At 59.9% G+C, this 25189-nt stretch carries 28 protein-coding genes; 2 read left to right on the forward strand and 26 right to left on the reverse strand.

Going from position 1 to position 25189, the window contains the following annotated elements; translation table 11 throughout:
* Positions 1-10: 10 nt before the first annotated feature.
* The 18 genes from ACO6VD_RS03635 to ACO6VD_RS03720 form a co-directional block, all read right to left on the reverse strand.
* Positions 11-1177: a phage tail sheath subtilisin-like domain-containing protein gene (locus tag ACO6VD_RS03635; RefSeq protein ID WP_422417087.1), complete on the reverse strand. Its 1167-nt coding sequence runs from the start codon at positions 1175-1177 to the stop codon at positions 11-13.
* Positions 1178-1267: 90 nt separating this feature from the next.
* Entirely contained in the window at positions 1268-1666 is a 399-nt protein-coding gene (locus tag ACO6VD_RS03640) for a hypothetical protein (protein ID WP_422417088.1), read from the reverse strand.
* Positions 1667-1668: 2 nt separating this feature from the next.
* The gene (locus tag ACO6VD_RS03645) at positions 1669-3882 is read right to left on the reverse strand and encodes a phage tail protein (protein ID WP_422417089.1); all 2214 of its coding nucleotides are present in this window, start codon (positions 3880-3882) and stop codon (positions 1669-1671) included.
* Positions 3875-4483: a phage tail protein I gene (locus tag ACO6VD_RS03650; RefSeq protein WP_422417091.1), complete on the reverse strand. Its 609-nt coding sequence runs from the start codon at positions 4481-4483 to the stop codon at positions 3875-3877. The genes ACO6VD_RS03645 and ACO6VD_RS03650 overlap by 8 nt, the downstream gene beginning before the upstream one ends.
* 1 nt (position 4484) lies before the next feature.
* The gene (locus ACO6VD_RS03655; protein ID WP_422417092.1) at positions 4485-5366 is read right to left on the reverse strand and encodes a baseplate J/gp47 family protein; all 882 of its coding nucleotides are present in this window, start codon (positions 5364-5366) and stop codon (positions 4485-4487) included.
* Between the two features lie 74 nt (positions 5367-5440).
* Positions 5441-5902, reverse strand: coding sequence for a hypothetical protein (locus ACO6VD_RS03660; protein ID WP_422417094.1), 462 nt, complete (start codon positions 5900-5902; stop codon positions 5441-5443).
* Between the two features lie 7 nt (positions 5903-5909).
* Positions 5910-6644, reverse strand: coding sequence for a hypothetical protein (locus ACO6VD_RS03665; protein ID WP_422417095.1), 735 nt, complete (start codon positions 6642-6644; stop codon positions 5910-5912).
* 5 nt (positions 6645-6649) lie between these two features.
* Positions 6650-7336, reverse strand: coding sequence for a phage tail protein (locus tag ACO6VD_RS03670; protein ID WP_422417096.1), 687 nt, complete (start codon positions 7334-7336; stop codon positions 6650-6652).
* Complete coding sequence (locus tag ACO6VD_RS03675) at positions 7333-8055, reverse strand: phage tail protein I (protein ID WP_422417097.1); 723 nt, start codon at positions 8053-8055, stop codon at positions 7333-7335. The genes ACO6VD_RS03670 and ACO6VD_RS03675 overlap by 4 nt, the downstream gene beginning before the upstream one ends.
* Positions 8052-9032 carry a baseplate assembly protein gene (locus tag ACO6VD_RS03680; protein WP_422417099.1) on the reverse strand — a complete coding sequence of 327 codons (981 nt, stop codon included), beginning with the start codon at positions 9030-9032 and terminating at the stop codon, positions 8052-8054. Before ACO6VD_RS03680 ends, ACO6VD_RS03675 begins: the two co-directional genes overlap by 4 nt.
* On the reverse strand, positions 9029-9355 hold the full coding sequence (locus ACO6VD_RS03685; RefSeq protein WP_422417101.1) for a GPW/gp25 family protein: 327 nt from the start codon (positions 9353-9355) through the stop codon (positions 9029-9031). The genes ACO6VD_RS03680 and ACO6VD_RS03685 overlap by 4 nt, the downstream gene beginning before the upstream one ends.
* A 70-nt stretch (positions 9356-9425) precedes the next feature.
* On the reverse strand, positions 9426-9986 hold the full coding sequence (locus ACO6VD_RS03690) for a phage baseplate assembly protein V (RefSeq protein WP_422417103.1): 561 nt from the start codon (positions 9984-9986) through the stop codon (positions 9426-9428).
* Positions 9983-10489, reverse strand: a complete 507-nt coding sequence (locus ACO6VD_RS03695; RefSeq protein ID WP_422417105.1) for a hypothetical protein — start codon at positions 10487-10489, stop codon at positions 9983-9985. Before ACO6VD_RS03695 ends, ACO6VD_RS03690 begins: the two co-directional genes overlap by 4 nt.
* A 149-nt stretch (positions 10490-10638) precedes the next feature.
* Entirely contained in the window at positions 10639-11184 is a 546-nt protein-coding gene (locus tag ACO6VD_RS03700) for a hypothetical protein (protein WP_422417107.1), read from the reverse strand.
* 63 nt (positions 11185-11247) lie between these two features.
* Entirely contained in the window at positions 11248-12075 is an 828-nt protein-coding gene (locus ACO6VD_RS03705) for a hypothetical protein (RefSeq protein ID WP_422417109.1), read from the reverse strand.
* A gap of 14 nt (positions 12076-12089) precedes the next feature.
* Positions 12090-12668: a 2OG-Fe(II) oxygenase gene (locus ACO6VD_RS03710; RefSeq protein WP_422417111.1), complete on the reverse strand. Its 579-nt coding sequence runs from the start codon at positions 12666-12668 to the stop codon at positions 12090-12092.
* A 2-nt stretch (positions 12669-12670) separates the two neighbouring features.
* Complete coding sequence (locus ACO6VD_RS03715) at positions 12671-13024, reverse strand: phage holin family protein (protein ID WP_422417113.1); 354 nt, start codon at positions 13022-13024, stop codon at positions 12671-12673.
* Between the two features lie 469 nt (positions 13025-13493).
* Positions 13494-14237 (reverse strand): LexA family transcriptional regulator, encoded by a 744-nt coding sequence (locus ACO6VD_RS03720; RefSeq protein ID WP_422417115.1) that lies wholly within the window; start codon positions 14235-14237, stop codon positions 13494-13496.
* 159 nt (positions 14238-14396) lie between these two features.
* Here ACO6VD_RS03720 and mutS point away from each other — a divergent pair, with 159 nt between their 5' ends.
* Positions 14397-16964 (forward strand): DNA mismatch repair protein MutS, encoded by a 2568-nt coding sequence (mutS, locus tag ACO6VD_RS03725; protein ID WP_422417117.1) that lies wholly within the window; start codon positions 14397-14399, stop codon positions 16962-16964.
* 140 nt (positions 16965-17104) lie between these two features.
* Positions 17105-17428, forward strand: a complete 324-nt coding sequence (fdxA, locus tag ACO6VD_RS03730) for a ferredoxin FdxA (RefSeq protein WP_003252355.1) — start codon at positions 17105-17107, stop codon at positions 17426-17428.
* A 521-nt stretch (positions 17429-17949) separates the two neighbouring features.
* Here the strand turns inward: fdxA and rpoS are convergent.
* The 8 genes from rpoS to ACO6VD_RS03770 form a co-directional block, all read right to left on the reverse strand.
* Positions 17950-18957, reverse strand: coding sequence for an RNA polymerase sigma factor RpoS (gene rpoS / locus ACO6VD_RS03735; RefSeq protein ID WP_038613944.1), 1008 nt, complete (start codon positions 18955-18957; stop codon positions 17950-17952).
* Positions 18958-19064: 107 nt separating this feature from the next.
* Positions 19065-19934 (reverse strand): peptidoglycan DD-metalloendopeptidase family protein, encoded by an 870-nt coding sequence (locus ACO6VD_RS03740; protein ID WP_422417119.1) that lies wholly within the window; start codon positions 19932-19934, stop codon positions 19065-19067.
* Between the two features lie 180 nt (positions 19935-20114).
* A complete protein-coding gene (locus tag ACO6VD_RS03745; protein WP_400170439.1) occupies positions 20115-20792 on the reverse strand; it encodes a protein-L-isoaspartate(D-aspartate) O-methyltransferase in 678 nt (225 codons plus the stop codon).
* Positions 20792-21541, reverse strand: a complete 750-nt coding sequence (gene surE / locus ACO6VD_RS03750) for a 5'/3'-nucleotidase SurE (RefSeq protein ID WP_422417121.1) — start codon at positions 21539-21541, stop codon at positions 20792-20794. The genes ACO6VD_RS03745 and surE overlap by 1 nt, the downstream gene beginning before the upstream one ends.
* Entirely contained in the window at positions 21529-22587 is a 1059-nt protein-coding gene (gene truD / locus ACO6VD_RS03755) for a tRNA pseudouridine(13) synthase TruD (RefSeq protein WP_422417123.1), read from the reverse strand. Before truD ends, surE begins: the two co-directional genes overlap by 13 nt.
* On the reverse strand, positions 22584-23057 hold the full coding sequence (ispF, locus tag ACO6VD_RS03760) for a 2-C-methyl-D-erythritol 2,4-cyclodiphosphate synthase (protein WP_422417125.1): 474 nt from the start codon (positions 23055-23057) through the stop codon (positions 22584-22586). Before ispF ends, truD begins: the two co-directional genes overlap by 4 nt.
* A gap of 76 nt (positions 23058-23133) precedes the next feature.
* The gene (gene fghA / locus ACO6VD_RS03765) at positions 23134-23982 is read right to left on the reverse strand and encodes an S-formylglutathione hydrolase (RefSeq protein WP_422417127.1); all 849 of its coding nucleotides are present in this window, start codon (positions 23980-23982) and stop codon (positions 23134-23136) included.
* An 8-nt stretch (positions 23983-23990) separates the two neighbouring features.
* Positions 23991-25103: an S-(hydroxymethyl)glutathione dehydrogenase/class III alcohol dehydrogenase gene (locus ACO6VD_RS03770; protein ID WP_400170434.1), complete on the reverse strand. Its 1113-nt coding sequence runs from the start codon at positions 25101-25103 to the stop codon at positions 23991-23993.
* Positions 25104-25189 lie beyond the last annotated feature (86 nt).

Here is a 25189-nt window from a genome sequence, read left to right on the forward strand (position 1 = left end):
TGCTCCTTGATTAAGCGGCTTGGTCGAGGACTTCGGTCAACCACTGGTTGGTAACCTCGACCCGGAAGTTCGGGTTTTCTGCTGGCGGCACGTCGGTGAAACGGATATTCCAGTACACCTTGCCCTGCTCCAGCTGGCTGGCGGTGTTCAGCTCGGGATCGGCGAACACTTCGAAGTTGATGATTGCGCCCTGGGCTTTGAGATCACGCATGAACGCCTGCAGGCCTTCGGTCACGTCCTTGACGTAGGTGGCAGTGATCGAGCGGTCGACCGCCCACTTGTGGCCGTAGAGAATCGCGTCCATGACGATGTCCATGGTTCGCACGCGGGTGACGAAGGCCCATTTCGGATCGCTGCTCAGCGTGCGGTTACCCCACAGGCGGTAGCCGTCATCACGAATGATGGTGGTGATATTGGCGTTGTTGAGCAGGTTTGCCCGGCAGCTGGCGTCGCCGTCCAGGTACTCGATCGAGCGGCTGGTCCCGGTGAGGCCGACAAACTCCTTGTTCGATGGCGACGCCCAGAAGCCGTACTCGCTATCGGTCCAGGCAAACAGACCGGCGACCCAGGCCGAGGCCGGTGCGTCGACGGTGGCGTCTGCGCTGGTGTCCCAGTACTGCACCCCCGGATCGACCAGGAAGGCACGCTTGGCGCCGAAGTTCTCGGCATAGGCAATCGCTGCTTCATCGGTGGTGTTCGGACCATCGAGAATGGCCAGGCCACGCAGCTTGTCGGCCAGCGCTACCAGCGCAGTACCGACAGCCTGGGTCGCGCTGTGCTTGGGGGTCACCAGCAGGCGCGGTTGGGCGTTGAAGCGACTTTTGCCGTCGAGCAGCGCTTGCAGACCGGTGCGTTTACCGTCGGCCAATACACCGCCGATGATTGCCGAAGTCTGTTCAGCAGCGTCCTGCAGCTTGGCCACGCCACAGGCGACGATGACCGCCTTGGTTCGGCTGTAGATGGCCTGGCAGGCTTTGGTAATTGCTGCATTGGCACCGAACGCGGCGATGGCTTCACGTTCGCTGGTGATCAGCACCAGGTCGTTGGCCTTGGCCGTGGCGGTTGGGCCTTCGGTAAAGGTGTCGACCAAACCGATGATCGAGGAAGAAGGCAGCGTGATGGAGCGTGCGCCGGTGTCAACGTTGGTAACGGTAACGCCGTGGAAGAATCCACTCATGTTTGAATCTCCATATATGCGAAGGCCCCGCAGTGCGGGGCCTTCAAGGGGTTTGTTACAGGTAAGAAAAAGCCCCGGCGGTGCGGGGCTTTATTGAGTCAGTTCGGCAAGCCAGGAGGGTGCCAAGGGCCTGCTAGAAACGCTGGGGAAGACTAAGGCCGTTGGCCAATCGCGCAGTTGCTGTCGAAACACCTGCAGTTCCTTGAACTGAGTTGCCGACAACGTTGTGGTCAGCCCCATGTCCTTTTCATCGCGGTGACGGGCCACAATCCATTCGCTGCGAAGAATCTCGCTATCACGCCAATGTCTGGCGGCCGCCACCTGATCATCTACAGTGATAAATGGCGCTGCGAAGCCGGTCGCTTGCAGCAACCACCCCACCGCTACATCACTGGTACAAGGCGTCCAGACTAAATCCGGGTGAAATCGTCCTTCGGGGTCGAGGTCGGTCAGTTCGACGACAATTCCTCTTTCAATTCGTGCCCACATAATCACCACCAGATCGTCACGCGGCCAGCCGAACCGTCACCGCCATTACCATTTTCGTTTCCGCCACCACCACCGCTACCGGGCACAGTTCCAGAAGTACCCGGCCATCCGGTCGCACCACTACCCGAACCTCCGCCACGCGCGCCACCACCGTGGCCGCCTCCGTAGTTAGAGGAAGTTCCTCCGAGAGAGTTGTTGTCATGCCGTGTACTGTGATGGCCTGGGCCAAGTGTGTCGTTTACGTCGCCACCAATGCCGATGCCGCCACTGCCGCCGAACCATTTCGATGCACCGCCACCGCCAGAAGCGCTGAGGTACGCGCCAAAGGATGACGACCCGCCACTTTCACCGTCACCGTTACTTTCTATGCGCCCTGTCCCACCCGCGCCGACTACAACTGCAATTGTTGCACCAGGCACCAAACCTGAAACCAGTCGCCTAGAGCGCCCTCCTCCGCCACCGCCGCCGCCGCCATTCAAAAATCGGCCACCGCCGCCGCCTCCTCCGATTACTTCGACCCACGCAGAATTGACACCTTGTGGAACGACCCAAGTGGACGCCCCTAGCGCAGTAATTGAGCGAACCCCCCTAAATGGTAGATGGCGAGAGGTGATCAGTTCCTCCCAATCCGTCCAAACGCCTGATGCCAATCGTGACCGCTTAAACGTGAGACCGCCGAGCGGTGTGCCCACCCCAGAAGTAATCGACTCCCAAATTTGCAACGCACAGGTCGAGACGTTCCGCTCCATGTGAAAAAGCATACCGCCAATAATCTCTATCCCTAACGTCGGATGCTTCGGTCGTGTGCCCGTGGTGTCATTATTGGATGTATAGAGGCCTGTCTCAATAATCAGGTCAATATTACCGGTCCAAATAAAAGCGTTACTGGTAGCTAGCCCATAACGCGCTAGTAGGTTACGTACAAAGGCTGTTGTAGCAACCGAAGTATCGTTATCCGTAATTGCGGGCGTTGGCGCTCTCGGATCTCCTGTAAATATCGGACCTGCCAAAGGTGCCTTGAGGGCTAATTGGTTGACCATCGTGGTAGCAAAGTTCGGATCGTTGCCAATGGCTGATGCCAGTTCCTTCAGCGTGTCGAGCGCCTCTGGCGATGACGCAACCAGGGCTGCAATTGCCGCTTGAACGAAAGCCGTGTTTGCGAGTTGGCCTGTATTGGTCCCCACCGCTGCTGTCGGGGCAGAGGGCGCGCCAGTAAACACCGGACTCGCCAAGTTCGCTTTAAGTGCTATCGCTTGGTCAATCTGGCCCTTTGTGTACACGTCGGTTAGGGCATAGCCAGCCACTGTGGTCGGATTGGTCGCGGCTACTACACGGCCGTATGCATCTACCGTAACGCTACGGTAACTCCCGGCCGCAACGCCCGTGCGCCCGAACGCCATTTCGAAAGCCAGCGCCGAGACACCCAGGGTGATCGGACTGTCGGTCACCAACTGCCAAGTACTGTCAGCGTTAATGGTGCCCTTTTCCACCGGTACCAACATACCGGGGGTTACCTTGGCGCTGGTGTCTGCATCGCTGCAGCGCGTCCAGGCGCCGCCCGCAACCACCAGATACAGGCCGTTGTCCTTGGCGGCAGCCTGGTTCTTCACCAGCACCCGCGCACCGGCTGACAACGCCACGCCGTCGACAGACTGCAAACCACTCAGGGTGATGGCCGCCGTAGTGGCGACGAGTACCGAGTGCTTGAAGTCCTGCTTGGCCAGCTCTTCAGTCACCCATTCACGGGTCGCCAGCACAACACTCGGATCAATCTTGAGCTGCACATTACTGGCACTGCTCACAATCAGGTTCATCCGTACCACCTGGGTACGCCCTGAGCCCTGATTGAGCAAGGGTTTGTAGGTCGGTGCGCAGTTGGCTACCGCGATCATGTCGCCGTCGGCATCGTACAGCGCCAGCTCGCGGATCCAGCGTCCGCCGACATCGGCCGGGATCACCTGCTCGGCGACGATGACCGCGCTGTTCTTGTCGTCCACTTTGAGCTGGTTCAGCGGTGCCCGTCGCCACTCGTTGAGCAAGGCGCGCGCACTGGCATCGGGCATCGGTAGTGCCGGGTTTTCCAATCCGGCCGGGTTGCCGTCACCAACGGCCATTTGCGTGATTTTCCAGGGAATGCCCAGGGCATCCGCATTGGCCTGCTTCGCGGCTCCTACCGTAGTGAGGATCGCGTAAAACTGAGAGGTTTGATCAACCATGATAAACGTCCAGATAGTCAATGATGTGCTCGCGTCCACCGCGCCCGACTGAGCCGGTAACCTCGATATCAGCAGCGTGAGGGGGATAGACGTCGAGCTCGTCGCCGTCGTAGACCGCGGAGCCCAGGTGCAACGCTCCAATGCTTTCCAGGCTGATGACCAACCCGGTCATGTGTCGGCTCACCGGCCGGGCGTCATCGATGAGCCAGGAAAGCTCTTGATAGGTCTGCTCGCTGATGCCTGCATCGGATACACCGATCTTCAGGGCGAAGGTGCCCGGTACGCCCTGAGGCTGAGTCTGGAACCACTCTTCAACCTCAATCAGGTAACCGAAAGGCTCGACCACCCGGCGCAACGCGCCGATGGTGCCTTTATGCGCATGCACGTGGAACGCCGAACGAATCACCGAGCGTTTGATTGCCTCAGGCCAGGTTTCGTCCCAGCGATCCACCGACCAGGCCCACGCCAGTTGGTGCAGCAGGTGCGCCGGACAGGTGTCCGGGTTGTACAGGCTGCGTAGTGGAATCGGAGTGGTTTCGGCGCCAGCCGTTTCGATGGCGCGTTCGAGTTCAGTGCTGTTGAGCGGCAGCAGGCTGTCCATCTCAGCTCCCCCGCGTCACGGTGATCCCTTCGCACCAGGCCGCTTGCGCCTGGGTCGGGCGGATGTCGCTCCAGTTGTTCAGATCGACCCGGCTGACGCCATTGATATGCAATTGGGCGTCGACCCCCGAGCGCGACACCTCGACGCCCAGGCGGCGGCGTGGATTGATCCAGTCCTGCAGCCGGCGTTTGCATTCGGCGAGCGTCGCCTCGATCTCCGGACCACTGCCACTCATGTGCACCACAGCATCGATGCGAAAGCGCAGGATCGTCGCACCTTGCACGGCCAGGCGGTCGCCGACAGGACGCACATCATCGTCATTGAGAGCCAGCCGCACGGTGTCCAGCAAATCGGCCCCGGCCCCGCCATCGCCCTCAAGCGCCAATACAGTGACCACGACCTGGGCCGGTGCAGGACTCTCAGCCGTGGCATCTGCCACCTGCCCTGAAGCATTGCGGGCGTGCAACACGTAGCTGTTGCGCGGGCCTGCAGTGGTCAGCCCTTCATAGACCAGCTGCACCCGTTCGCGCAGCGCGTCGTCCTCTTCAAGCACCTGGAACGTCGGCGGCACCGTGCTCAGGTCTTCCACCTGCACGACCAAGCGCTGCAACTGCACATTGGCTGCCAGCTGGTCCAGGTCGGCACCTTGTGCATACGCCAGCAGCAGTGCCTTGGCCGCATCGTTGACCCGCGCGCGGTTGAGCAGTTTGCGATAAGCACCGACTTCCAGCAGCTTGCTCACCGGGTCACTTTCCAGTGATGCGTCCCAGTTGTCGCCCATATGCGAGCGGAAGGTCGCCAGGTCAGCCTGGAAGATCGCCTCAAAGTCGAGGTCCTCCAGCACCTGCGGCGCGGGCAGCGCCGATAGATCCACACTACTCATGCCGTCACCTCCCGGTGAGTTGTAAAAATGAAAACGCCCCGAAGGTCGGGGCGCTCAAGGGACGCGTGTAGTGATCAGGCGTTACCGACGCCGACCACGCTGGCGCGGATAGTGGCGATGGCCGTATCGGCAAAGCCCTCAGCCTGTTCATGACTGGTCGCCTTGAGCACCGCCTGCTTGCCCTTCAGACGCGCGGCCCGGATGGCGTACAACGCGCCCTGCCAGGCCTGCGCCTCTGCAAGGATGCTTTCGGCGGCTGCGCGCGGTTCCAGCCCGGCAGCTTCGACCCAGGCCTGCACGGCGGGCGGCGTGTCACCCTCGAAACCCGTTGCCGCGAAGGCTTTTGCTTCGTGCTCGGCCAACTGATACTCGACGACGCGCAGAGGATCACCAATGACAGCAGTGCGGGCCTGATCGGCCACTTGATCGATTTGTTGCTGCGCCGCCAACAGGGCCGCTGGCAAAGGGAGGTTATCGAACGCATAACCCACGTAAGAAAGTCCGCCATGGACGACGTTCAAGAATTCTTTTTGCATGCTTGTCTCACAGGGTGGCAAGGTTGGTAATGACGTGACTGAGGGTTTTCGACTCGGTACCTGCGGCAATACCGGGGATGAGTCGGCCATTCAAACTTGCCGGCAGCGATGTACCGACGAGGGCCAGCTGAAACAACACTGAACCTGGGCCCATCAGGGTGCCAAGGAACGCGCCGCGCAGCTCGAAAGTCAGGTTGTAAAGGCGCAATTGGTTTACGGCGGGTGCCGAACTGCCGCTACCGAAACTCAACGCGTAGTAAGCGGTGTTATCTCCGGGCGTAGTGGCCGGAAGACTCAGCGTCAGGCTGACGAGTTCAACTGCAGACTCACCGCCTTGCCAGAAGGAGCCCATTCGTCGGTTCACGGTACCGTCGTTGTCGACCTGAAACTCGTTGAGGATCAGCTTGCGCCCGGCCCCGGGCTCACCACGCACCACCAGTTTGCGGCCGCTCAGCACAACGTGAGCACTCAAGGTGTAGTCGCGCTGCAGGGTCACGTCCGCCCGCCCCCCCGCTGGCACTGCCTTGATAGCTGCCTCCAGAGTCTTGAACGGGCTGGCGGAAGTGCCGAGGTTGTCATCGCTACCCAACTGGCTATCGACAAAGAAAGCTCGGGAAATGCTCGGCGCCGCCGCGACCGCCGCCGACACAGCCGCGTCAATACCCGCCTTCTTGCCATTGAAGTAGGTAATCAAATCAGTAGTTTTCGTCACCAGGTTGGCGACATCAGTCTCAAGACTCATCGGTCTTATGCTCCATGGATTTGTTGAACAACAAGGGTTTGCAGAGCGATCAGCGCCGCCGCGTTGCTGACCACCGCACTGAGCAGGCCATCATGGTCATCGCTCTGGCGTTGCTCGACGACCTTCATGCGCACCCGCAAATTGGCGATCTGCTCGCCATCGATCCGCAGACGCTTTTCGTGATCGTCCAGGCGATCCTGCTGCTGCATGCTGCGCAGTTGCTCGGCAATCAACGCCGAAGCCTGGGCCGCGAGCGGCGCCGCCAAGGTCAGATTGAGCCCTGCTGCACCGCTGACAATAGTGACGCTGTTAGCTGGCAGCGCGGCCAGCGACAGGTCGTAGGCCAGCAGCAAGTCAGTACCGGCGGGCTTGTAGGCCAGCGCCTCGGTGGGATGCGACCACACCGCCAGCAGCGTGCCGTCACTCAGCAGAAAGCCGATTTCGCGCACCCAGAACGCCCGGTCACCATCGGCGACGGCAGTCAGGTGGATTTGCGTGTTACCCAAGCGCTCACCACCGGAAACAGGGTATTTGGCGGTTTGCGCGATCAGGCTTTTCTGCTCGGTGTTCGGCGTATAGCCCGAGGTACCAAGGACGATATGGGTGATCTCGGCGGCCAGGCCGGTTTTGTCGGCCCGCCAGATCGCGGCCAGGCCGGCCTTGGTAATCACAGGTTGTAGCGGGATACTCATAGAACAGCCTCCATCGTGCCGCGCACGACAATGCGGGCCCGTGTCGCATTGGCGATCTGCAGGCCGTGCTCAGCGTTGATCGGAACGCCCAGCGCCTCGACGGAACGTCGAACCACCGCACGCAGGTTTGACACGTTGGCCATCTGCAGGCCCTGGACGGCCGGATCAACCGGGACCACCCGGGCGTCCATCGACCGCCGCTGCACCGCACGCATTTGTGTGGCATTGCCCAGCCGAAAGCCGCCATCAAAGCGGGCACCCAGGCGAAAGTCATAATGGCTACGCTCATTCTTCGCGGCATCGACCAGGGCACGCAGCCGGGCGTACAGTTGCGGCGAAATAATCGAGCCCTCGCCGGGCCGGTTGTTGTTGGCCCAGGCGGTCAGCTGGAACGTGTACGGTGCGGCTCCCGGTATCTGCTGCCATTCCTTGAAGTCGGAATTGACCCGCACCGCCTTGAGCACCCGGCGCACCGCGCCTACGGTGCCTTTGGTCTTGTGCAGCGGGATCGCCTCACGAATCAGGGCGCGCTGTTGCTCCCCGGATTCGGCGACCTCCCAGCCATCGACTTTCATCGCCCAGGCCAGCCACGGCAGGAAGTTCGTCGGGCAGCGCTGCGAGTCGGCTACGCCGCGGATAATCCCAGGGTCGATACCCAGATCACAGGCAGCTTCAAGCGCTTGTTCCAGGGGCGTGGCGTTGTGCGGTAGCAGGCTCATGCCACCACCTCGACGGTTAGCTCGATGCCACTGCAACTGGGAAAATGACGCTTGTCGCTGGTCACGTCGGCGACCGGCTGGATCAATTTGACCCGGCTCACGCCCGTTACATGCAAGGCAGCGTATATAGCCGACATTGGCAACTGCCCCTCCAGGCGTCGTGCCTCGGCAATGGCCTTACCGAGGCTCATCCGCACAGCCGCCTGGACCACCTCAGGATCGGGGCCTGCCTGCAACTCCAGGATCGCCTCCACCTTGAATGGCGTTGGCTCGCCCAACTGCACGCGCGGCCGATCCGTCAGCGGCCGCACATCTTCGGCGGACAACGCAGCCTGCACCGTCCTCACCAGCTCGTCACCCGGCACCGGGCTGTCGATCCGGGGCAGTACGGCCAGCGACACGTCACCCGGCAAGGGCTGGAACAGGCCGGCCTCATAGTCACAGACCAGCACAATCGCTCCGGGAGGTAGCTGCGTCTGCAGCGCAGCACTGACTTGCACCCCTGTGAACGTTGGCGAGTCCACCGACACGCTGGCGACCTGGGCCGACGCACTCAACCCATGAAACTCGTAGGCGCCACGACTGCCGGCAACCGACAAGGCCTCCAGCGATAACCGCGTGCGGTACCGCAGCCCGGCGTCCCCCTCCATGACCGCCGCCACAGGGGGCATGGCATCGGGATCGGCCGCACTGATGATCAGGCGCTGCACACCATAATCAGCGGCGCGGTTGTCCAGATCGGCGCCCTTGGCATAGGCCAGCAGGCTTGCTTTGGCCGCGTCATTGACCCGAGCCTGCCCCAGCATCTTCTGGTAGGCAGCTACTTCCAGCAGCTTGACCACTGGATCGGACTCCAACAGTGCAGTCCACTGATCGCCCATTTGCTGGCGAAAATGGCCCAACACCTGTTGATACAGCGTTTCAAATTCAAGCGTTTCCAGCACATCGGGCGGCGGCAACAGGGACAGGTCAATCATGCGACGACCTCCAGAGTGGTGGCTTGCGCCAGGTAGACCCCAGTCAACTGCAAGGTGATCTGGCCACCGACCACTGCGATCACCCTGACTCGCTCCAGTTTCAAGCGCGGCTCCCAGCGTCCGAGGCAGCGCGCGACTTCTGCCTGCACCGCGCTTTTCCAGCCCTCGTTAACCGGCAAGTCGACAAAACGGCGCAGCTGGCTGCCATAGTCCGGGCGCATGCGCCGACTGCCCAGCGGGGTCGTCAGGATGTCTTCAATGGATTGGCGCACATGCTCGATGCCCGATAGCGATGCGCCGGTACGGCGATTCACTCCGATCATCGGGTTACTCCTTCATTAGCGTGGCCATGATTTCTCCAGGCGTAAAAAAGCCCGCGTCGGCGGGCAGGGTTCAATGCTTGTGGTTAGCGGTGTTGCCACCGGTGTCGATGATTTTTCCGCCGCCGAGAATGTCGCCGGTTACCCGAAGCATCCCGTTGATCTGCACCTCGCCAGTCAAGGAAATGCTGGTGGCTTTGGCGGCAATGGAGTCGGCGGTGACCACGGCTGAACTGCCACCAACCTTGAGGGTCAGGGTGCCACCCGGTAGGTCGATGGTGTAGCTACTGGCCTGCCAGTCGTAGATCAGCGAGCCGCCATCGGGGAAGCGCCAGACTTCGACGTGTTCGCGATTGTCCGGCTGATCGCCAGCGTTACCGTACAAACCAGGTATGAAAGTACCTTGCGCGGGCTCACCGCTTGGGCTGACCAGCACACCTTGCTCATCAAGACCTGGCGCACGCCAATGCCGCGCTTTGCCTGCGGCCAGGCTGTGCCAGCGAACCCAGGTGCTGGTCCAGCCAGCCCCATCGGAAACCCGTACTCTCGCGGCGGCAAGATCGACCGCAACCACCCGACAGGGGATGACCAACGCCGCCAGCATTCGATCATGGGCTGCACTGGCGTAGCTCATGCCAGATCCTCCGGTAGCTGATAGCGGTCTTCGTTACCGAGGCCCGTGTCAGGACTGAAGGCAAAGGCCAACGGACCCGGCTGATCGGGCCACGGCCATTGTGTAATGCCCAGGCGCAACAGTTGCTGCCATTGCACCAACCAGATCGATGTGGGCGCTGCAGCAGCAGGCACCGCCCGAACAACTGAGGCCTCCTCAACAAAATCCAGCGCCCAGAACTGTTTGCGCAGCAACACCGTAAGTTCGGTCGCCAGCGTGACCGCCAACAAAGGGGCATGCGGGTGAGCGGGGTCGACCAGAATGCGTGCCTCGAAACTTGCAATGATGCCCGTACGTCCATCACCTGGATCAACTCCAGGCTCAAGGCTGGTGATGGTGTAGAACAATGCGGGTAGAACTGTGGATTGGTCCGCTGCCGCATAAGCGCCAACAGTTTCAAACTGAGGAATCGCGGCCTTGATGGACGCGGTGATGGCCTCATGTAAGGTCGTTAGTTCGTTCATGTTCACTCCTGAGTGAGAGTCGTAACGGCCGGGCTGGAGGCACGCGCCAGCCGGCCGGGCAGGCGCTCGACCTCATGGAGAGGGAAGTTTTGACAGGGATATGCTGGACACAACAAAGTGCGTCCTTGCAAGCGGGGCGAAGGCGTTAACTACGTCGCTGAATTAACGTCTGCGGGTGCTTTGAGATATCGCCTCCAGGTCAAAAAGGCATGTCCCAGGCACAGCGTGACCAGAAACACAGTGAGGACTGACGTTCGCACTATTGAATCGTTACCGGTGGATGCGATGTAGCGCTCCATGTTGGCATCGAACAACACGCGACCTTCATGCGTGCTCAGCTTACGCACCAGAGCGCCCTCTGCCGTATGCTCGACCTCGAGTGCAACCGTTGCCCCCCTGCGCAATCCTGTGCTCTGGTAAACATCCTTGTAGGCATACACGGGTTGTCGGTCTTCATATAAGCCATGTGGCGCCACACCGAAGTCGACAATCCTGCGGTCTTGCTTCCACACCTGCGCATCGCTGGTCAGCCTACCCTCAAGCTGCACGACTCGTTCAGGATTCGGTTCTTGATAAACCCTCCATTCAAGCAGGAACAAAGTGCCAATCAACAAGGAGAAAACTGCCATCATCAAACAGAGTTTGACTTGGGACTTTGGTGGCAGGGCTTTTATTTGTTTGATTACAGAGGGCATTTCATTCCTTTGAGCAATCCGGGTGTAATTTTCCAAGCAGTCAAAACCCTAACACGAAAACAATCAGTGATAGCCATCCTGGCTACCGCTGCAACAGCCGTAGCCGTCCTGTGGCTGACCATTGATAGACTCAATAAAGATGTCGATGTTTTCGCTCGGGCGCTCCGGTCGCGGAATCACCAACGGAGGCATCACAGAGCCGCCAGCATAAGAACCACCCGGAACTGAGCCGCTAGCCCCTCCACCACGCAAACCGCGGGAGACTTTGACTGTGTTGACTCGAGGATCCCAATGGCTCACTGCAACCTGGTTACCATAACGGGCTATGATCTCTGCCAGAGGGACCAACTTCAGATCTGGTGCAACCCAATAATCGGGATACGTTGCGCTAGGCTTATTCTTGAAATTCTGGTTCCAGACAGGCAGAACGGTGGAATTGAAGAAATTGGTCACCGCCTCCGACGTAAAGATCCCGTAGAGGCTTGTCACTACGCCAGCGGCAACAAACGCTGAGGCGGCCAACCCTGGACCCGCAACCAACAACGTAATGCCCGCGGCAATGCCGGCAACGTTTCCAACCAGACTAACAGCATCGCCTGTTTTGAATTTTGTGTTGCCTTTGTATTCCGCCGTGATCTTCAGAAACATCATCGTACCGGCGAGAGCATTGGTCTGAATGTTCAAAAACGGCACAAACCCTTTAGTCAGCTGAACGATGGAGGTCACTGTAGCGACCACCGACACCCCGGTCTGCGCACTTTGATTGACCAGCTCAAAGCCTTTTTTGTCAGTCGTGTATTGATCGATCACCGATGTACCGGCGTTAGCGATACCCACATTTTTATCGGCCTTACCGACTAGGCCTACGAAGATTTCGACTTTTCCTGCCATGGATTATTACTTCCTTAGATAATGGTTTTGAACGCAAGCGTCATCCGTAACCGATCACAGCTAGCGGAAGGCGAACGGGCGCTATGGGGCACATGCCCGTTGAAAATGACTATCCGCCCAGGTTTGGGCAGTACCGCCTTGATGATGTTTTCCTTCTGATCGTCATAGAACACCAGTTCACCGCCCCAACACGTGGCCCAGTGATCGTTGCAGAACATCACTACTGTCAGTCCTTTTTCACTGGCTTTGTTGTCGCGATGAATTGGAGACTCCTGGCCGAAGGTCTGGCCATTGGCATAGACACCCAACAGTGTTGCGCCAGGCATATGGGCGAGTCTCACCCGGTCCCAGAACGTTGAAAGAAAGCCCCATTGCGGATGACTGGCCAGTTCGCCATCCGATGACTGCCGCTCGACCCGCTGACTGCCAACAATAAAACTGTGCCAGCAAGGGCGGGCAAACGGTGCGTGATTCACTGGCCAGCCGAATCGCCAGATCGCGCTGTTGAGTTGCTCAGCAATCTGCTGCTGTTCTTCTTCAGTGACGGCGTCGTCAATGACGCAGATGTCTGCTTCGGTAAAAACCCGGCTCATCCTCACTCCTTGTTGCCCTGTTTATGAAAATCCGCATCTTGCGCGTCGACCCCCAAGCGCCGTGCAGCCCACCGCTCATAAAGCCCGATCGCCACATCGGCGCCGGCCATCGCCGTCAGGCAGCCAAAAGCACTGGCGGTCCAGATCGACATGCCGCTGGCATACAGCAGCATCACCGTCGATACGCCGCAGACCATGCAGGCTCCCGAACGCAAAAGCAGACGCCGAAACAGTGCCCAACCTCGGGCACCGGCCTTGTCCGCCCGCCACATCTCGCCAGAAAGACCGCCCAGCAGGGCCAGGACGATCACCAGCCAGATCGGCATTTCCAGTAACGTCTGTTGCTCGCTTGTCACTGTCCTGTCTCCTTTTTATTGTTCCGCATGGCACCTTGCCTGCGGCATGTGCTTAAAACCGATCACTCGGCATTCCAAAAAGCCCGGTTTCCCAGGCTTTTCAGTAATGCGTTGTCGAATCGCCGGCCACGACTGGTGCGCTGACGACTGCGCTTCAAATTGTTCCTCCGACCGCGGCCGCCTGCCCGCCGGATAACTGCTTGTGGTGCTTTACGCTGCACACCCGGGCCAGTTGCCAACCCTCTGAACAGTTCAGGCCTGTTCATCGCTGCCTTTGTCGCTACCGGTGATGACCGGCTTGAGACAAAGATTATGCACTGATGCATATGCAGTCAATGCATTTGCGGAAATATTTATGCATGAGAAAATGCACACGTGCATGTAGGCCTTGTCCTATGCGGCGTGGAGCACTTTCCTGGAGACGAAAAAAAACCCGCCGTAGCGGGTTTTTTGATGATCTGGATGTGAATCAGCGAGCGTACATGCCCCACCAGAAGACGTGGCCGAGGATGCTGATCTGCTCCTCTTGCATCTGCTGGAAGCTGTAGTCTTCATCCGGATGCTCATCACGGTTGAAGCTGCGCAGGCGTATACCGGTAGGCAGGCGGTAGAGCTGCTTCACCCGCAGTTGACCATTGTGATTGATGGCGTACAGGTCACCATCGACGATATCGCCGATGCCGCTCTTGCCCGCATTGACCCCCACCGTGGCGCCATCGCGCAACACCGGCAACATACTATTGCCGCGCACCGTGACACACTTGGCCTGGTCGAACTGCACGCCGTTGTGGCGCAGGCTGCGCTTGCCGAAACGCAGGCTGGCCTTCTCGCTTTCCTCGATGACGAATCGTCCTGATCCTGCTGCCAACTCGACCTCACGAAGAAACGGAATGGAAACCTCGTCGTCCTCGACAGGGGTGTCGTCATCCCACAGGCTGATATCGCGCAACTCAGCGTGGCTACGCCCGGGCGCGGCTTCGCGGCTTTCACCGAATTCGACGCGACCACGCAGTTGATCGGTGCTCACGCCGAAATACTCGGCGATCTTCGACACATGTTTGTCGGAAGGATCGACGATCTTCTCGCTGAGAATGCGCGACAGGGTGGATTGCGGCACGCCGGTACGCCGGTGCAGCTCCGTGGGGGAGATACCGTGGCGGTCGAGCAGTGCTCTCAAGACGGATGCTACGTTGCGTTTTTGCATAATCCGCATAATGCAACCGGATAATGCAAAAAGCAATTGCCGATATGCACACAAATGCATGGACAAATGGTCGCGCCAGGGCTGTTGGCCTCGGCATCGCGCGCAAAATCCCTGTACCATTGCCCGCTTGCCTTTGGTCTAAACGACACTGCGAGCCAAGTTTCTGTAATGAGCGATCTCTCCGCACACACTCCGATGATGCAACAGTACTGGAAGCTGAAAAACCAGCACCCAGATCAACTGATGTTCTACCGCATGGGCGACTTCTACGAAATCTTCTATGAAGACGCGAAGAAGGCCGCAAAACTCCTGGACATTACCCTGACTGCCCGTGGGCAATCGGCGGGCCAGTCAATTCCCATGTGTGGTATCCCCTTCCACGCGGCCGAGGGTTACCTGGCCAAGCTGGTGAAGCTGGGCGAGTCGGTGGTGATCTGCGAGCAGATCGGCGACCCGGCCACCAGCAAGGGCCCGGTAGAGCGCCAGGTGGTACGCATCATCACCCCCGGCACAGTCAGTGACGAGGCGCTGCTGGATGAACGCCGCGACAACCTGATCGCTGCCGTGCTCGGTGACGAGCGTCTGTTCGGCCTGGCCGTGCTGGATATCACCAGCGGCAACTTCACCGTGCTCGAGATCAAGGGCTGGGAGAACCTGCTGGCCGAACTTGAACGCATCAACCCGGTCGAGCTGTTGATCCCCGATGACTGGCCGCAAGGCTTGCCGGCGGAGAAACGCCGTGGTGCGCGCCGTCGTGCGCCCTGGGATTTCGACCGCGACTCGGCGCGCAAGAGCCTCTGCCAGCAGTTCGCAACCCAGGACCTCAAGGGCTTTGGCTGCGAGAAGCTGACCCTGGCGATCGGTGCCGCCGGCTGTCTGCTGGGTTACGCCAAAGAAACCCAGCGCACTGCCCTGCCGCACCTGCGCAGCCTCAAGCACGAGCGCCTGGACGACACCGTAGTGCTCGACGGTGCCAGCCGCCGCAACCTCGAGTTGGATGTGAACCTGGCCGGCGGTCGCGACAACACCTTGCAGTCGGTCATCGACCGCTGCCAGACCGCCATGGGCAGCCGTTTGCTGACCCGCTGGCTGAACCGCCCGCTGCGCGACCTGAAAGTACTGCAAGCGCGCCAGGGTTCAATTCGCTGCCTGCTCGACAGCTACCGCTTTGAAAAACTGCAGCCGCAGCTCAAGGAAATCGGCGACCTCGAACGGATCCTTGCCCGTATCGGCCTGCGCAACGCCCGTCCACGAGACCTGGCGCGCCTGCGCGATGCCCTCGGCGCCCTGCCGGAACTGCAGAACGCCATGGCGGAGCTTGAAGCACCGCACCTAGCACGCCTGGCGGCCATCACCGGCACCTACCCGGAACTGGCCGACCTGCTGGAAAAAGCCATCATCGACAACCCGCCTGCGGTAATCCGTGACGGCGGCGTGCTGAAAACCGGCTACGACAGCGAACTGGACGAACTGCTGTCCATGAGCGAGAACGCCGGCCAGTTCCTGATCGATCTGGAAGCCCGGGAAAAAGCCCGCACTGGCCTGGCCAACCTCAAGGTCGGCTACAACCGTGTGCATGGCTATTTCATCGAACTGCCGAGCAAGCAGGCCGAACAGGCGCCTGCCGACTATATTCGCCGGCAGACGCTCAAGGGTGCCGAACGCTTCATCACCCCGGAGCTGAAGGTCTTCGAAGACAAGGCGCTGTCGGCCAAGAGCCGTGCCCTTGCCCGCGAGAAGATGCTCTACGACGCGCTGCTGGAAACCCTGATCGGTCATCTGGCGCCCCTGCAAGACACCTCCGCGGCCCTGGCTGAACTGGATGTGTTGAGCAACCTCGGCGAACGTGCGCTGAACCTGGACCTGAATTGCCCGTCGTTCGTCGACGAGCCGTGCATGCGTATCACCCAGGGTCGCCACCCGGTGGTCGAGCAGGTACTGACCACGCCGTTCGTGGCCAACGATCTGTCGCTGGATGACAACACCCGCATGCTGGTAATCACCGGCCCGAACATGGGCGGTAAATCCACCTACATGCGCCAGACTGCCCTGATTGTGCTGATGGCGCATATTGGCAGCTTTGTACCTGCAGCCAGTTGCGAACTGTCGCTGGTCGACCGGATCTTCACCCGTATCGGCTCCAGCGACGATCTGGCCGGTGGCCGCTCGACCTTCATGGTCGAGATGAGCGAAACCGCCAACATTCTGCACAACGCCACCGACCGCAGCCTGGTGCTGATGGACGAAGTCGGCCGCGGCACCAGCACCTTCGACGGCCTGTCCCTGGCCTGGGCCGCGGCAGAACGTCTGGCGCAACTGCGTGCCTACACGCTGTTTGCCACCCACTACTTCGAACTCACCGTATTGCCGGACAGCGAACCACTGGTAGCCAACGTGCACCTGAACGCCACCGAGCACAACGAGCGCATCGTATTCCTTCACCATGTGCTACCGGGGCCGGCCAGCCAGAGCTACGGCCTGGCCGTGGCGCAATTGGCGGGCGTGCCGACGCCGGTGATCCAGCGTGCGCGCGAACACCTGGGCCGGCTGGAAACCGCCAGCCTGCCGCATGAAATGCCTGTAGTGCCCAAGGGTGCAGCCGATGTTCCGCACCAGAGCGACCTGTTTGCCAGCCTGCCACACCCGGCCATCGAGAAGCTCGGGAAGCTCGACCTGGACAATATGACGCCGCGTCAAGCTATCGAAATGCTCTATACACTGAAGACTCTGTTATAACGCGAGCCCGCACAAGCTGATAGAATCCCGCGCGGTTTGGCGGTGCTGCAGGTTACTAGCCTGGTCTGCAGCCGAACGACCAAACCGAGCGACCCTGTCTGGAAGGGTATCGCTGCCGTCGCCTGAGGAGAGAATTAGAAATGACCTTCGTCGTCACCGACAACTGCATCAAGTGCAAGTACACCGACTGCGTAGAAGTCTGTCCGGTGGACTGCTTTTACGAAGGCCCGAACTTCCTGGTCATTCACCCGGATGAGTGCATCGACTGTGCACTGTGTGAGCCTGAATGCCCTGCCCAAGCCATTTTCTCGGAAGACGAAGTGCCAAGTGGCATGGAGAACTTCATCGAGCTCAATGCCGAGCTGGCAGAGATCTGGCCGAACATCACCGAGCGTAAGGATGCCCTGCCAGACGCTGAAGAGTGGGATGGCAAGCCAGGCAAGATCGCCGACCTGGAGCGTTAAGCGCCCCGGATCAATAAAAAAGGCCCTTCAAGGGCCTTTTTTCATGTTTATTGCGGGCAAAAAAAAGGGGCGGTTTAACCCGCCCACATTTTTTCCGTAGTCCCTTTGTTCCCTTTCATCATCCTGATGAATCGCATCCTGCGATGTCCTTGGCCTTCATCCTTGAGAGCCTGTGTCAGTCCGTAGACACAGTTGAGATACTAGCCTCTGCAGTATTTCCAGCAACTGGTCAAAGCTCTCAAAAAGCTGCAGCAATCTTACTAAAACAAACAATAAAAACGTTATTTATCAAAAAGTTATAAAAAAGCGTACAGTGAAAACGACAACGATTTACTAACGCTTAGAACAATGGCTTACAGCACGAGTAAGCGATGGCTTACACGGAAAACAACTGTGCCAACCGCGAAGGACAAATCTGGATGTTTCCGTAGCAATGGCAGGAAACACCCGCTCTGACAGGCTTTCATACACAAACAAAAACGCCTCGATCATGTCGAGGCGTTCTTTGCTGCAAGCCAAGCTTATTGAAACAGCGACTCACTAGACAGGCCATTCTTCTCGAGGATCTCACGCAGGCGCTTGAGCCCCTCGACCTGGATCTGGCGAACCCGCTCACGGGTCAGACCGATTTCCAGTCCTACATCTTCCAGAGTACTGCTCTCATGCCCCCGCAGGCCGAAACGGCGAATTACCACCTCACGTTGCTTGTCAGTCAGCTCACTCAGCCACTGGTCGATGCTCTGGGACAGGTCATCATCCTGGAGCAGCTCACAAGGGTCGGTGGGACGGTCATCGGTCAGGGTATCGAGCAAGGTCTTGTCAGAGTCTGGGCCAAGGGACACATCCACTGACGATACACGCTCGTTGAGCCCGAGCATGCGTTTGACCTCACCCACCGGTTTCTCCAGGAGGCTGGCGATCTCTTCCGGGGACGGTTCGTGATCGAGCTTCTGGGTCAGTTCGCGCGCCGCACGCAGGTAAACGTTCAGCTCTTTGACCACATGTATCGGCAAGCGAATGGTACGGGTCTGGTTCATGATCGCCCGTTCGATGGTTTGCCGGATCCACCAGGTGGCGTAGGTAGAGAAACGGAAACCACGTTCAGGGTCGAACTTCTCGACCGCGCGAATCAACCCCAGGTTGCCCTCTTCGATCAAGTCGAGCAGCGACAGTCCACGATTCACATAACGCCGGGCGATTTTCACCACCAGACGCAGGTTGCTTTCGATCATGCGCTTGCGCCCGGCCGGATCGCCACTTTGCGACAGACGCGCAAAATGAACCTCTTCCTCTGGCGAGAGCAAAGGCGAAAAACCGATTTCATTGAGGTACAACTGGGTTGCATCAAGCGCACGGGTATAATCGATGTACTTGTGCTGCTTGAGCGTAGAGCCTTGTTTAGCCCTGGTCCGAACCGAAGATACAGCAGGTTCGTCTGACACCACATCCGTTTCCAAAACGATGCCCGTCTCCATCAGGAGCACTTCATCGTCGATGTCAAACTCCGGCACTTCTTTACTGAGAGCCATTGTTATAGTCCTTTGCTGAGTTCGAACTCAGACTCGAGCGACGCCGATATCCTTGGCAGCGCTGGAGCCTGTCCCCTCTACGCGAGGAACAGGCCGGGTACTAGCAATCAACGACGCGGCAGGAATTGCAGCGGATCAACAGGTTTGCCCTGGCGGCGAATCTCAAAATGCAGCTTCACCCGGTCTGTGCCCGTGGAACCCATTTCGGCAATTGTCTGCCCAACTTTGACCTGCTGTCCCTCCCGAACCAAAAGCCTGCGGTTGTGGCCGTAGGCACTGACGTAGGTGTCGCTGTGCTTGATGATGACCAACTCGCCGTAGCCCCGCAAGCCACTCCCGGCGTAGACAACTGAACCATCAGACGCAGCAAAAACAGGCTGTCCCAAATCACCGGCGATATCAATGCCTTTATTCAAACTACCGTTTGAAGCAAATTTGCCAATCAACACACCCGAAGCCGGCCATGCCCAACCGCCCACTGCACGCTCTGTTGCAGGCACCTGAACCGGTGCGGGGGTAGTGCTCACCACCGGTGCTGGCGTGGCTGGCGTCGTGGTCACAGGCTTGGCTGGCGTCCCTGCTGGGCGCGTGGTGACAGTGGTCTTGCTCGAAGGCGATGACGAGGTGGTCACCACGGTGGTGGTGCCGCTGGCTGGGCCACTGGAGCGACCATCGAAACGGATCGCCTGGCCTGGACGTATGGTGTACGGCTCGGCGATGCCGTTGCGGGCAGCCAGGGCCTTGTAGTCCCAGCCATAACGAAAGGCAATGGAGTACAGGGTGTCGCCAGGGCGAACCACGTACTGGCCACTGGTGGTGGCCGGACGCTTGGCCACTGGCGCATTACGGTCAACCACACGAGCACTGGTGGTGGAGGTACTGGAGCAGCCCGAAACCAACGAACCCACGGCAAGTGCAATCACCAGAAGCTTGAAGCTCGAAAATCCCCTGCGCTGCCGAATGATTGTGTGACCCACCCGCCGCTCCCTCTCTTGGTGACTGCTGTGAAAATGCAATATTGTTGCAATTATAACCGAGCGCATGCGCCTTGCGGATGCCGGGCTTCGGCAAAATGTGAACCCTGACAGATCAGGGTAGCCCGCCAGATAGACAGGGCAATGCCGGAGTAATTCGCCCGCTGCGAAAAAAAGTCCTGATCAGGCCAGCGGGCCGGTCAGCAAGGGAACGAAGCGCACGGCGCCCAGCACCCGCCGTGAAAAGCCATGTTCTTCACGCACGATCAGCATCAGGTGCTGGGTGTCGCCTGTCGGCCCCACCGGAATGACCATACGCCCACCCGGGGCGAGTTGATCGAGCAGCGCCTGGGGGACTTCCGGGGCCACAGCCGTGACGATGATGCCGTTGTAAGGCGCGAGTGCCGGCCAGCCTTCGCAGCCGTCGCCCCAACGAAACACCACGTTGCGCAGATTGAGCTCGGTCAGACGCTCCTTGGCGCGATCCTGCAGCACCTTGATGCGCTCCACGGAGAACACGCGCTCAACCAGTTGCGCCAGGATCGCGGTCTGGTAGCCCGAACCGGTACCGATCTCCAGCACCTTGTCCAGCGGGCCGGCCTCGAGCAGCAGCTCGCTCATGTGCGCGACCATGAACGGCTGGGAGATCGTCTGGTTGTTACCGATCGGCAGCGCCGTGTCTTCATAGGCACGGTGCGCCAGCGCCTCGTCGACAAACAGGTGACGTGGCGTGCGACGCAGCACATCAAGCACCTTGGGGTTCGACACCCCTTCTTCGATCAGGCGCTTGATCAGCCGTTCGCGGGTTCGCTCAGAGGTAAAGCCGATACCATGGCGCATCAGATCCTCCTGTTCACGCATCAGAGCAGCCCCTCCAGCCAGCCATCCAGACGCTCGAAAGCGTCGTTGAAGGTGCGGTCGAGCTGCAACGGTGTGATCGAGACGTAGCCTTGCATCACCGCATGAAAATCGGTGCCCGGGCCGCCGTCCTCGGCGTCACCGGCCACCGCGATCCAGTAACCTTCCTTGCCCCTTGGGTTGACCACCTTGGTCGGTGCCGCGGCGCGGGCGCGATGCCCCAGACGCGTCAACTGGATGCCGCGGATATGCTCGAGCGGCAAGTTGGGGATATTCACATTGAGCACTGTTCGCGGCGGCAATTCCAGAGTCTTGTGCGCCTCAACCAGCTTGCGCGCGAAATAGGCAGCGGTAGGCAGGTTGTCCGGCAGGCGCGAGAGCAGCGAGAAGGCAAAGGATGTGCCTCCCAGGAAACGCCCCTCCAAGGCTGCAGCGACCGTGCCGGAATACAGCACATCGTCACCCAGGTTGGCGCCCAGGTTGATCCCCGAGACCACCATGTCCGGTGTCTGCTCCAACAGGCCGTTGAGCCCCAGGTGCACGCAATCGGTCGGCGTGCCATTGAGACTGATAAAGCCATTGGCCAACGTTTGCGGGCACAGTGGACGGTCGAGCGTCAGCGAACTGCTGGCGCCGCTCTTGTCTTGGTCCGGGGCAATCACCACACATTCGGCATAGTCCGCCAGCGCAGCATGCAGCGCGGCGAGTCCGGGTGCGGTGACCCCGTCGTCGTTCGAAATCAGAATACGCATGGGCTGTCCGTCTGCCCTGCCGTTACCAGATCAACAAGCTCGCGCACCACAACGGTGGCAAAGCATCCGGCCGGAAGGACGAATTCCAGTTGCAGAATATCAGGCTCGGGATAATGCCACGTCAGGCCGCCAATGGGCAGTCGCAGGATACGACGCTCGTGACTCATGCCCGCGCGTGCCAACCACTGGCACAACGACACATGTTGCTCACCGATGCCCTGCTCGAGCTCGCCGGTGGCACCGCTGGCCGGTGAAGGCCCCTCGCCCCAGAGCGGGCCGGTGGGATGCAGATCAAGAATGGCCAGGCGCGGATCGCAACACTCGGCTTCGCCTGCCGGGAAAAAACTGCGGCTGTCGGTAAAGGCCAACAGGTCACCGACCTGGGCCCGCTGCCAACTGCCGTCGGCGACACGCTGCGCCAGGACCTGGTTGAACACATAGCTGCGTGCACTGGAAAGCAGCCGTGAGCGCACATTGCGCTGCTCGGGCAACGCCTGACGTCCGGCCCAGTCGCGGGCATCGTGGACGTTGCCGCCCTGATGGCCGAAGCGCTGGCTGCCGAAGTAATTGGGCACACCCTGGATGCGCAGCTGCTCCAGGCGTGCGTCCAATGCCTGGCGATCAGCACTCAGGCCGGTCAGGCGCAAGGTGAAACCATTGGCCGAATGGGCGCCGCGCTGCAATTTGCGCGAGTGCCGGGTCTGCTTGAGGATGCTCAGGGTTTCGTTTTCCGCCGCGCTCAGGTCCGGATCGGCCTTGCCTGGCAAGTGCAGGCTGAACCACTGGCGGGTCAGGGCCTGACGATCCTTGAGACCGGCATAGCTGATGTTGCGCAGCGGCACGCCAGCAGCCCGGGCTAGACGGCGGGCAGCCTCTTCAGTGTTGAGGTCGCGCTTTTCGACCCATAACCACAGGTGCTCGCCAGTACCTGACAACGGGATATCGAGGACTTCATCGACCTGAAAGTCTTCAGCGGTGGCCTTGAGAATCGCGCTACCCAACACCGGGCCCGAGGCGCGCGGGCCTAGAAGTTCCAGTTCGGTCATGCTGGCAGCAACAAGGCAACGGAGTGGACGGCAATGCCTTCTTCACGACCGGTAAAGCCAAGCTTCTCGGTGGTGGTGGCCTTGACGTTGACCTGGTCCAGTTCAACCTGCAGGTCTTCGGCGATCAACTGGCGCATGGTGTCGATATGCGGCGCCATCTTCGGTGCCTGGGCAACGATAGTGGCGTCGATATTGCCTACGCGCCAGCCTTTGGCCTGAACGATCTTGACCACATGACGCAACAGCACGCGGCTGTCAGCGCCCTTGAACTGCGGGTCGGTATCGGGAAAGTGCTTGCCGATGTCGCCCAGCGCCGCGGCGCCAAGCAGGGCATCGCTCAGGGCGTGCAACAGTACGTCGCCATCGGAATGGGCCAGGAGCCCGAACTTGTGCGCAATGCGCACCCCACCCAAGGTGATGAAATCGCCTTCCGCGAAGCGGTGCACATCGTAGCCGTGGCCAATACGCATAAAAAAACGCCCTGATTGAGTCAGGGCGTGATTCTACCTGCTTTGCCGGGCATTAGGCTGATTTGTAAGACCGTGCCTACAACAAACCCAGGGCCACTCCATGATGGCGCAGGTGCTCATCGATAAAGCTGGCGATGAAGTAGTAGCTGTGGTCATAACCGGGCTGCAAGCGCAGCTCCATGGGATGCCCCGCCGCCTTCGCCGCCTGGACCAGCATCTGAGGTTTGAGCTGGTTTTCGAGGAAGTCGTCGCGATCTCCTTGATCCACCAGTAAAGGCAAGCGCTCCTGCGCATCGGCGATCAGCACACTGGCATCCCATTCACGCCAGCGCGCCCGATCTTCACCCAGGTAGCGGGAGAACGCCTTCTGCCCCCAGGGACAATCCATCGGGTTGCTGATCGGCGCGAACGCCGATACCGAATGATAACGTCCGGGATTGCGCAGCGCGCAGACCAGCGCACCATGGCCACCCATGGAGTGCCCACTGATACCGCGACGATCTGACGCGGGAAAGTGCGCTTCGACCAGCTTCGGCAGCTCCTGCACCACATAGTCATGCATGCGGTAGTGCTGGGCCCAAGGATGCTCGCTGGCATTGAGGTAGAAGCCTGCGCCCAGGCCGAAGTCCCAGGCACCGTCGGGATCGCCCGGCACCTGAGGTCCGCGGGGACTGGTGTCGGGCGCGACGATGATTAACCCCAATTCAGCGGCGAGTTTGTGCGCACCGGCTTTCTGCATGAAGTTCTCATCGGTGCAGGTCAGGCCGCTAAGCCAGTACAGCACCGGTAGCGTGCCGCCCTGCTCCGCTTGCGGCGGCAGGTAGACGGCAAACACCATGTCACAACCAAGCACCTCGGAGCGATGCCGGTAGCGCTTGTGCCAGCCGCCGAAGCTCTTCTGGCAGGAAATGTTTTCCAGGCTCATGGCAAACCTCAGAAATGGATGACGCTACGAATGCTCTTGCCTTCGTGCATCAGGTCGAATGCCTTGTTGATGTCTTCCAGGCCCATGGTATGGGTGATGAAGGTATCCAGTGGAATTTCGCCCTTTTCCGCCATTTCCACGTAGCTTGGCAGCTCACTGCGACCACGTACGCCACCGAACGCCGAACCGCGCCAGACGCGACCGGTGACTAGCTGGAACGGACGTGTGGCAATTTCCTGACCGGCACCGGCAACGCCGATGATCACAGACTCGCCCCAGCCCTTGTGGCAGCACTCCAGCGCGGCACGCATCAACTGAACGTTGCCCACACACTCGAAGGAGAAGTCCACACCGCCATCGGTGAGGTCAACGATGACTTCCTGGATCGGACGGTCGTAATCCTTCGGATTGACGCAATCAGTAGCGCCCAGCTGTTTGGCAATTTCGAATTTGCCCGGGTTGATGTCCACGGCAATGATCCGCGCAGCCTTGGCCTTGACCGCACCAATGATCGCCGACAGGCCAATGCCGCCCAGGCCGAAGATGGCCACGGTGTCGCCCGGCTTTACCTTGGCGGTATTAAGCACCGCGCCGATACCGGTGGTGACGCCACAGCCCAGCAGACAGACCTTTTCCAGTGGCGCTTCTTTCTGGATCTTGGCCACGGAGATTTCCGGCAGCACGGTGTACTCGGAGAACGTCGAAGTACCCATGTAGTGGAACAGTTGCTGGCCTTTGTAGGAGAAACGCGTGGTGCCGTCGGGCATCAGCCCCTTGCCCTGAGTCGCGCGGATCGCCTGGCACAGGTTGGTCTTGCCGGAGCGGCAGAATTTGCACTGGCCACACTCGGGGGTGTACAGCGGGATCACGTGATCGCCGACGGCAACCGAGGTGACGCCTTCACCCACCGCTTCGACGATGGCACCGCCCTCATGGCCCAGAATCGACGGGAAGATACCCTCAGGGTCCGCACCGGACAGGGTGTAGGCATCGGTATGGCAGACACCGCTGGCGACAACGCGCAGAAGCACTTCGCCAGCCTTGGGCATGGCCACGTCGACTTCGACGATCTCCAGCGGTTTCTTGGCTTCGAAGGCTACGGCGGCACGGGACTTGATCATCAATCTTCTCCAGCAAAGGGTCAGTTCAGGCTCGAAGTGTAATTCATCGTCATTTGATTAATAATCAGGCCAAAGACAAAACATTA

Origin of the sequence: Pseudomonas sp. GZD-222 (assembly GCF_049310525.1) — a bacterium.
Lineage (GTDB): Bacteria > Pseudomonadota > Gammaproteobacteria > Pseudomonadales > Pseudomonadaceae > Aquipseudomonas.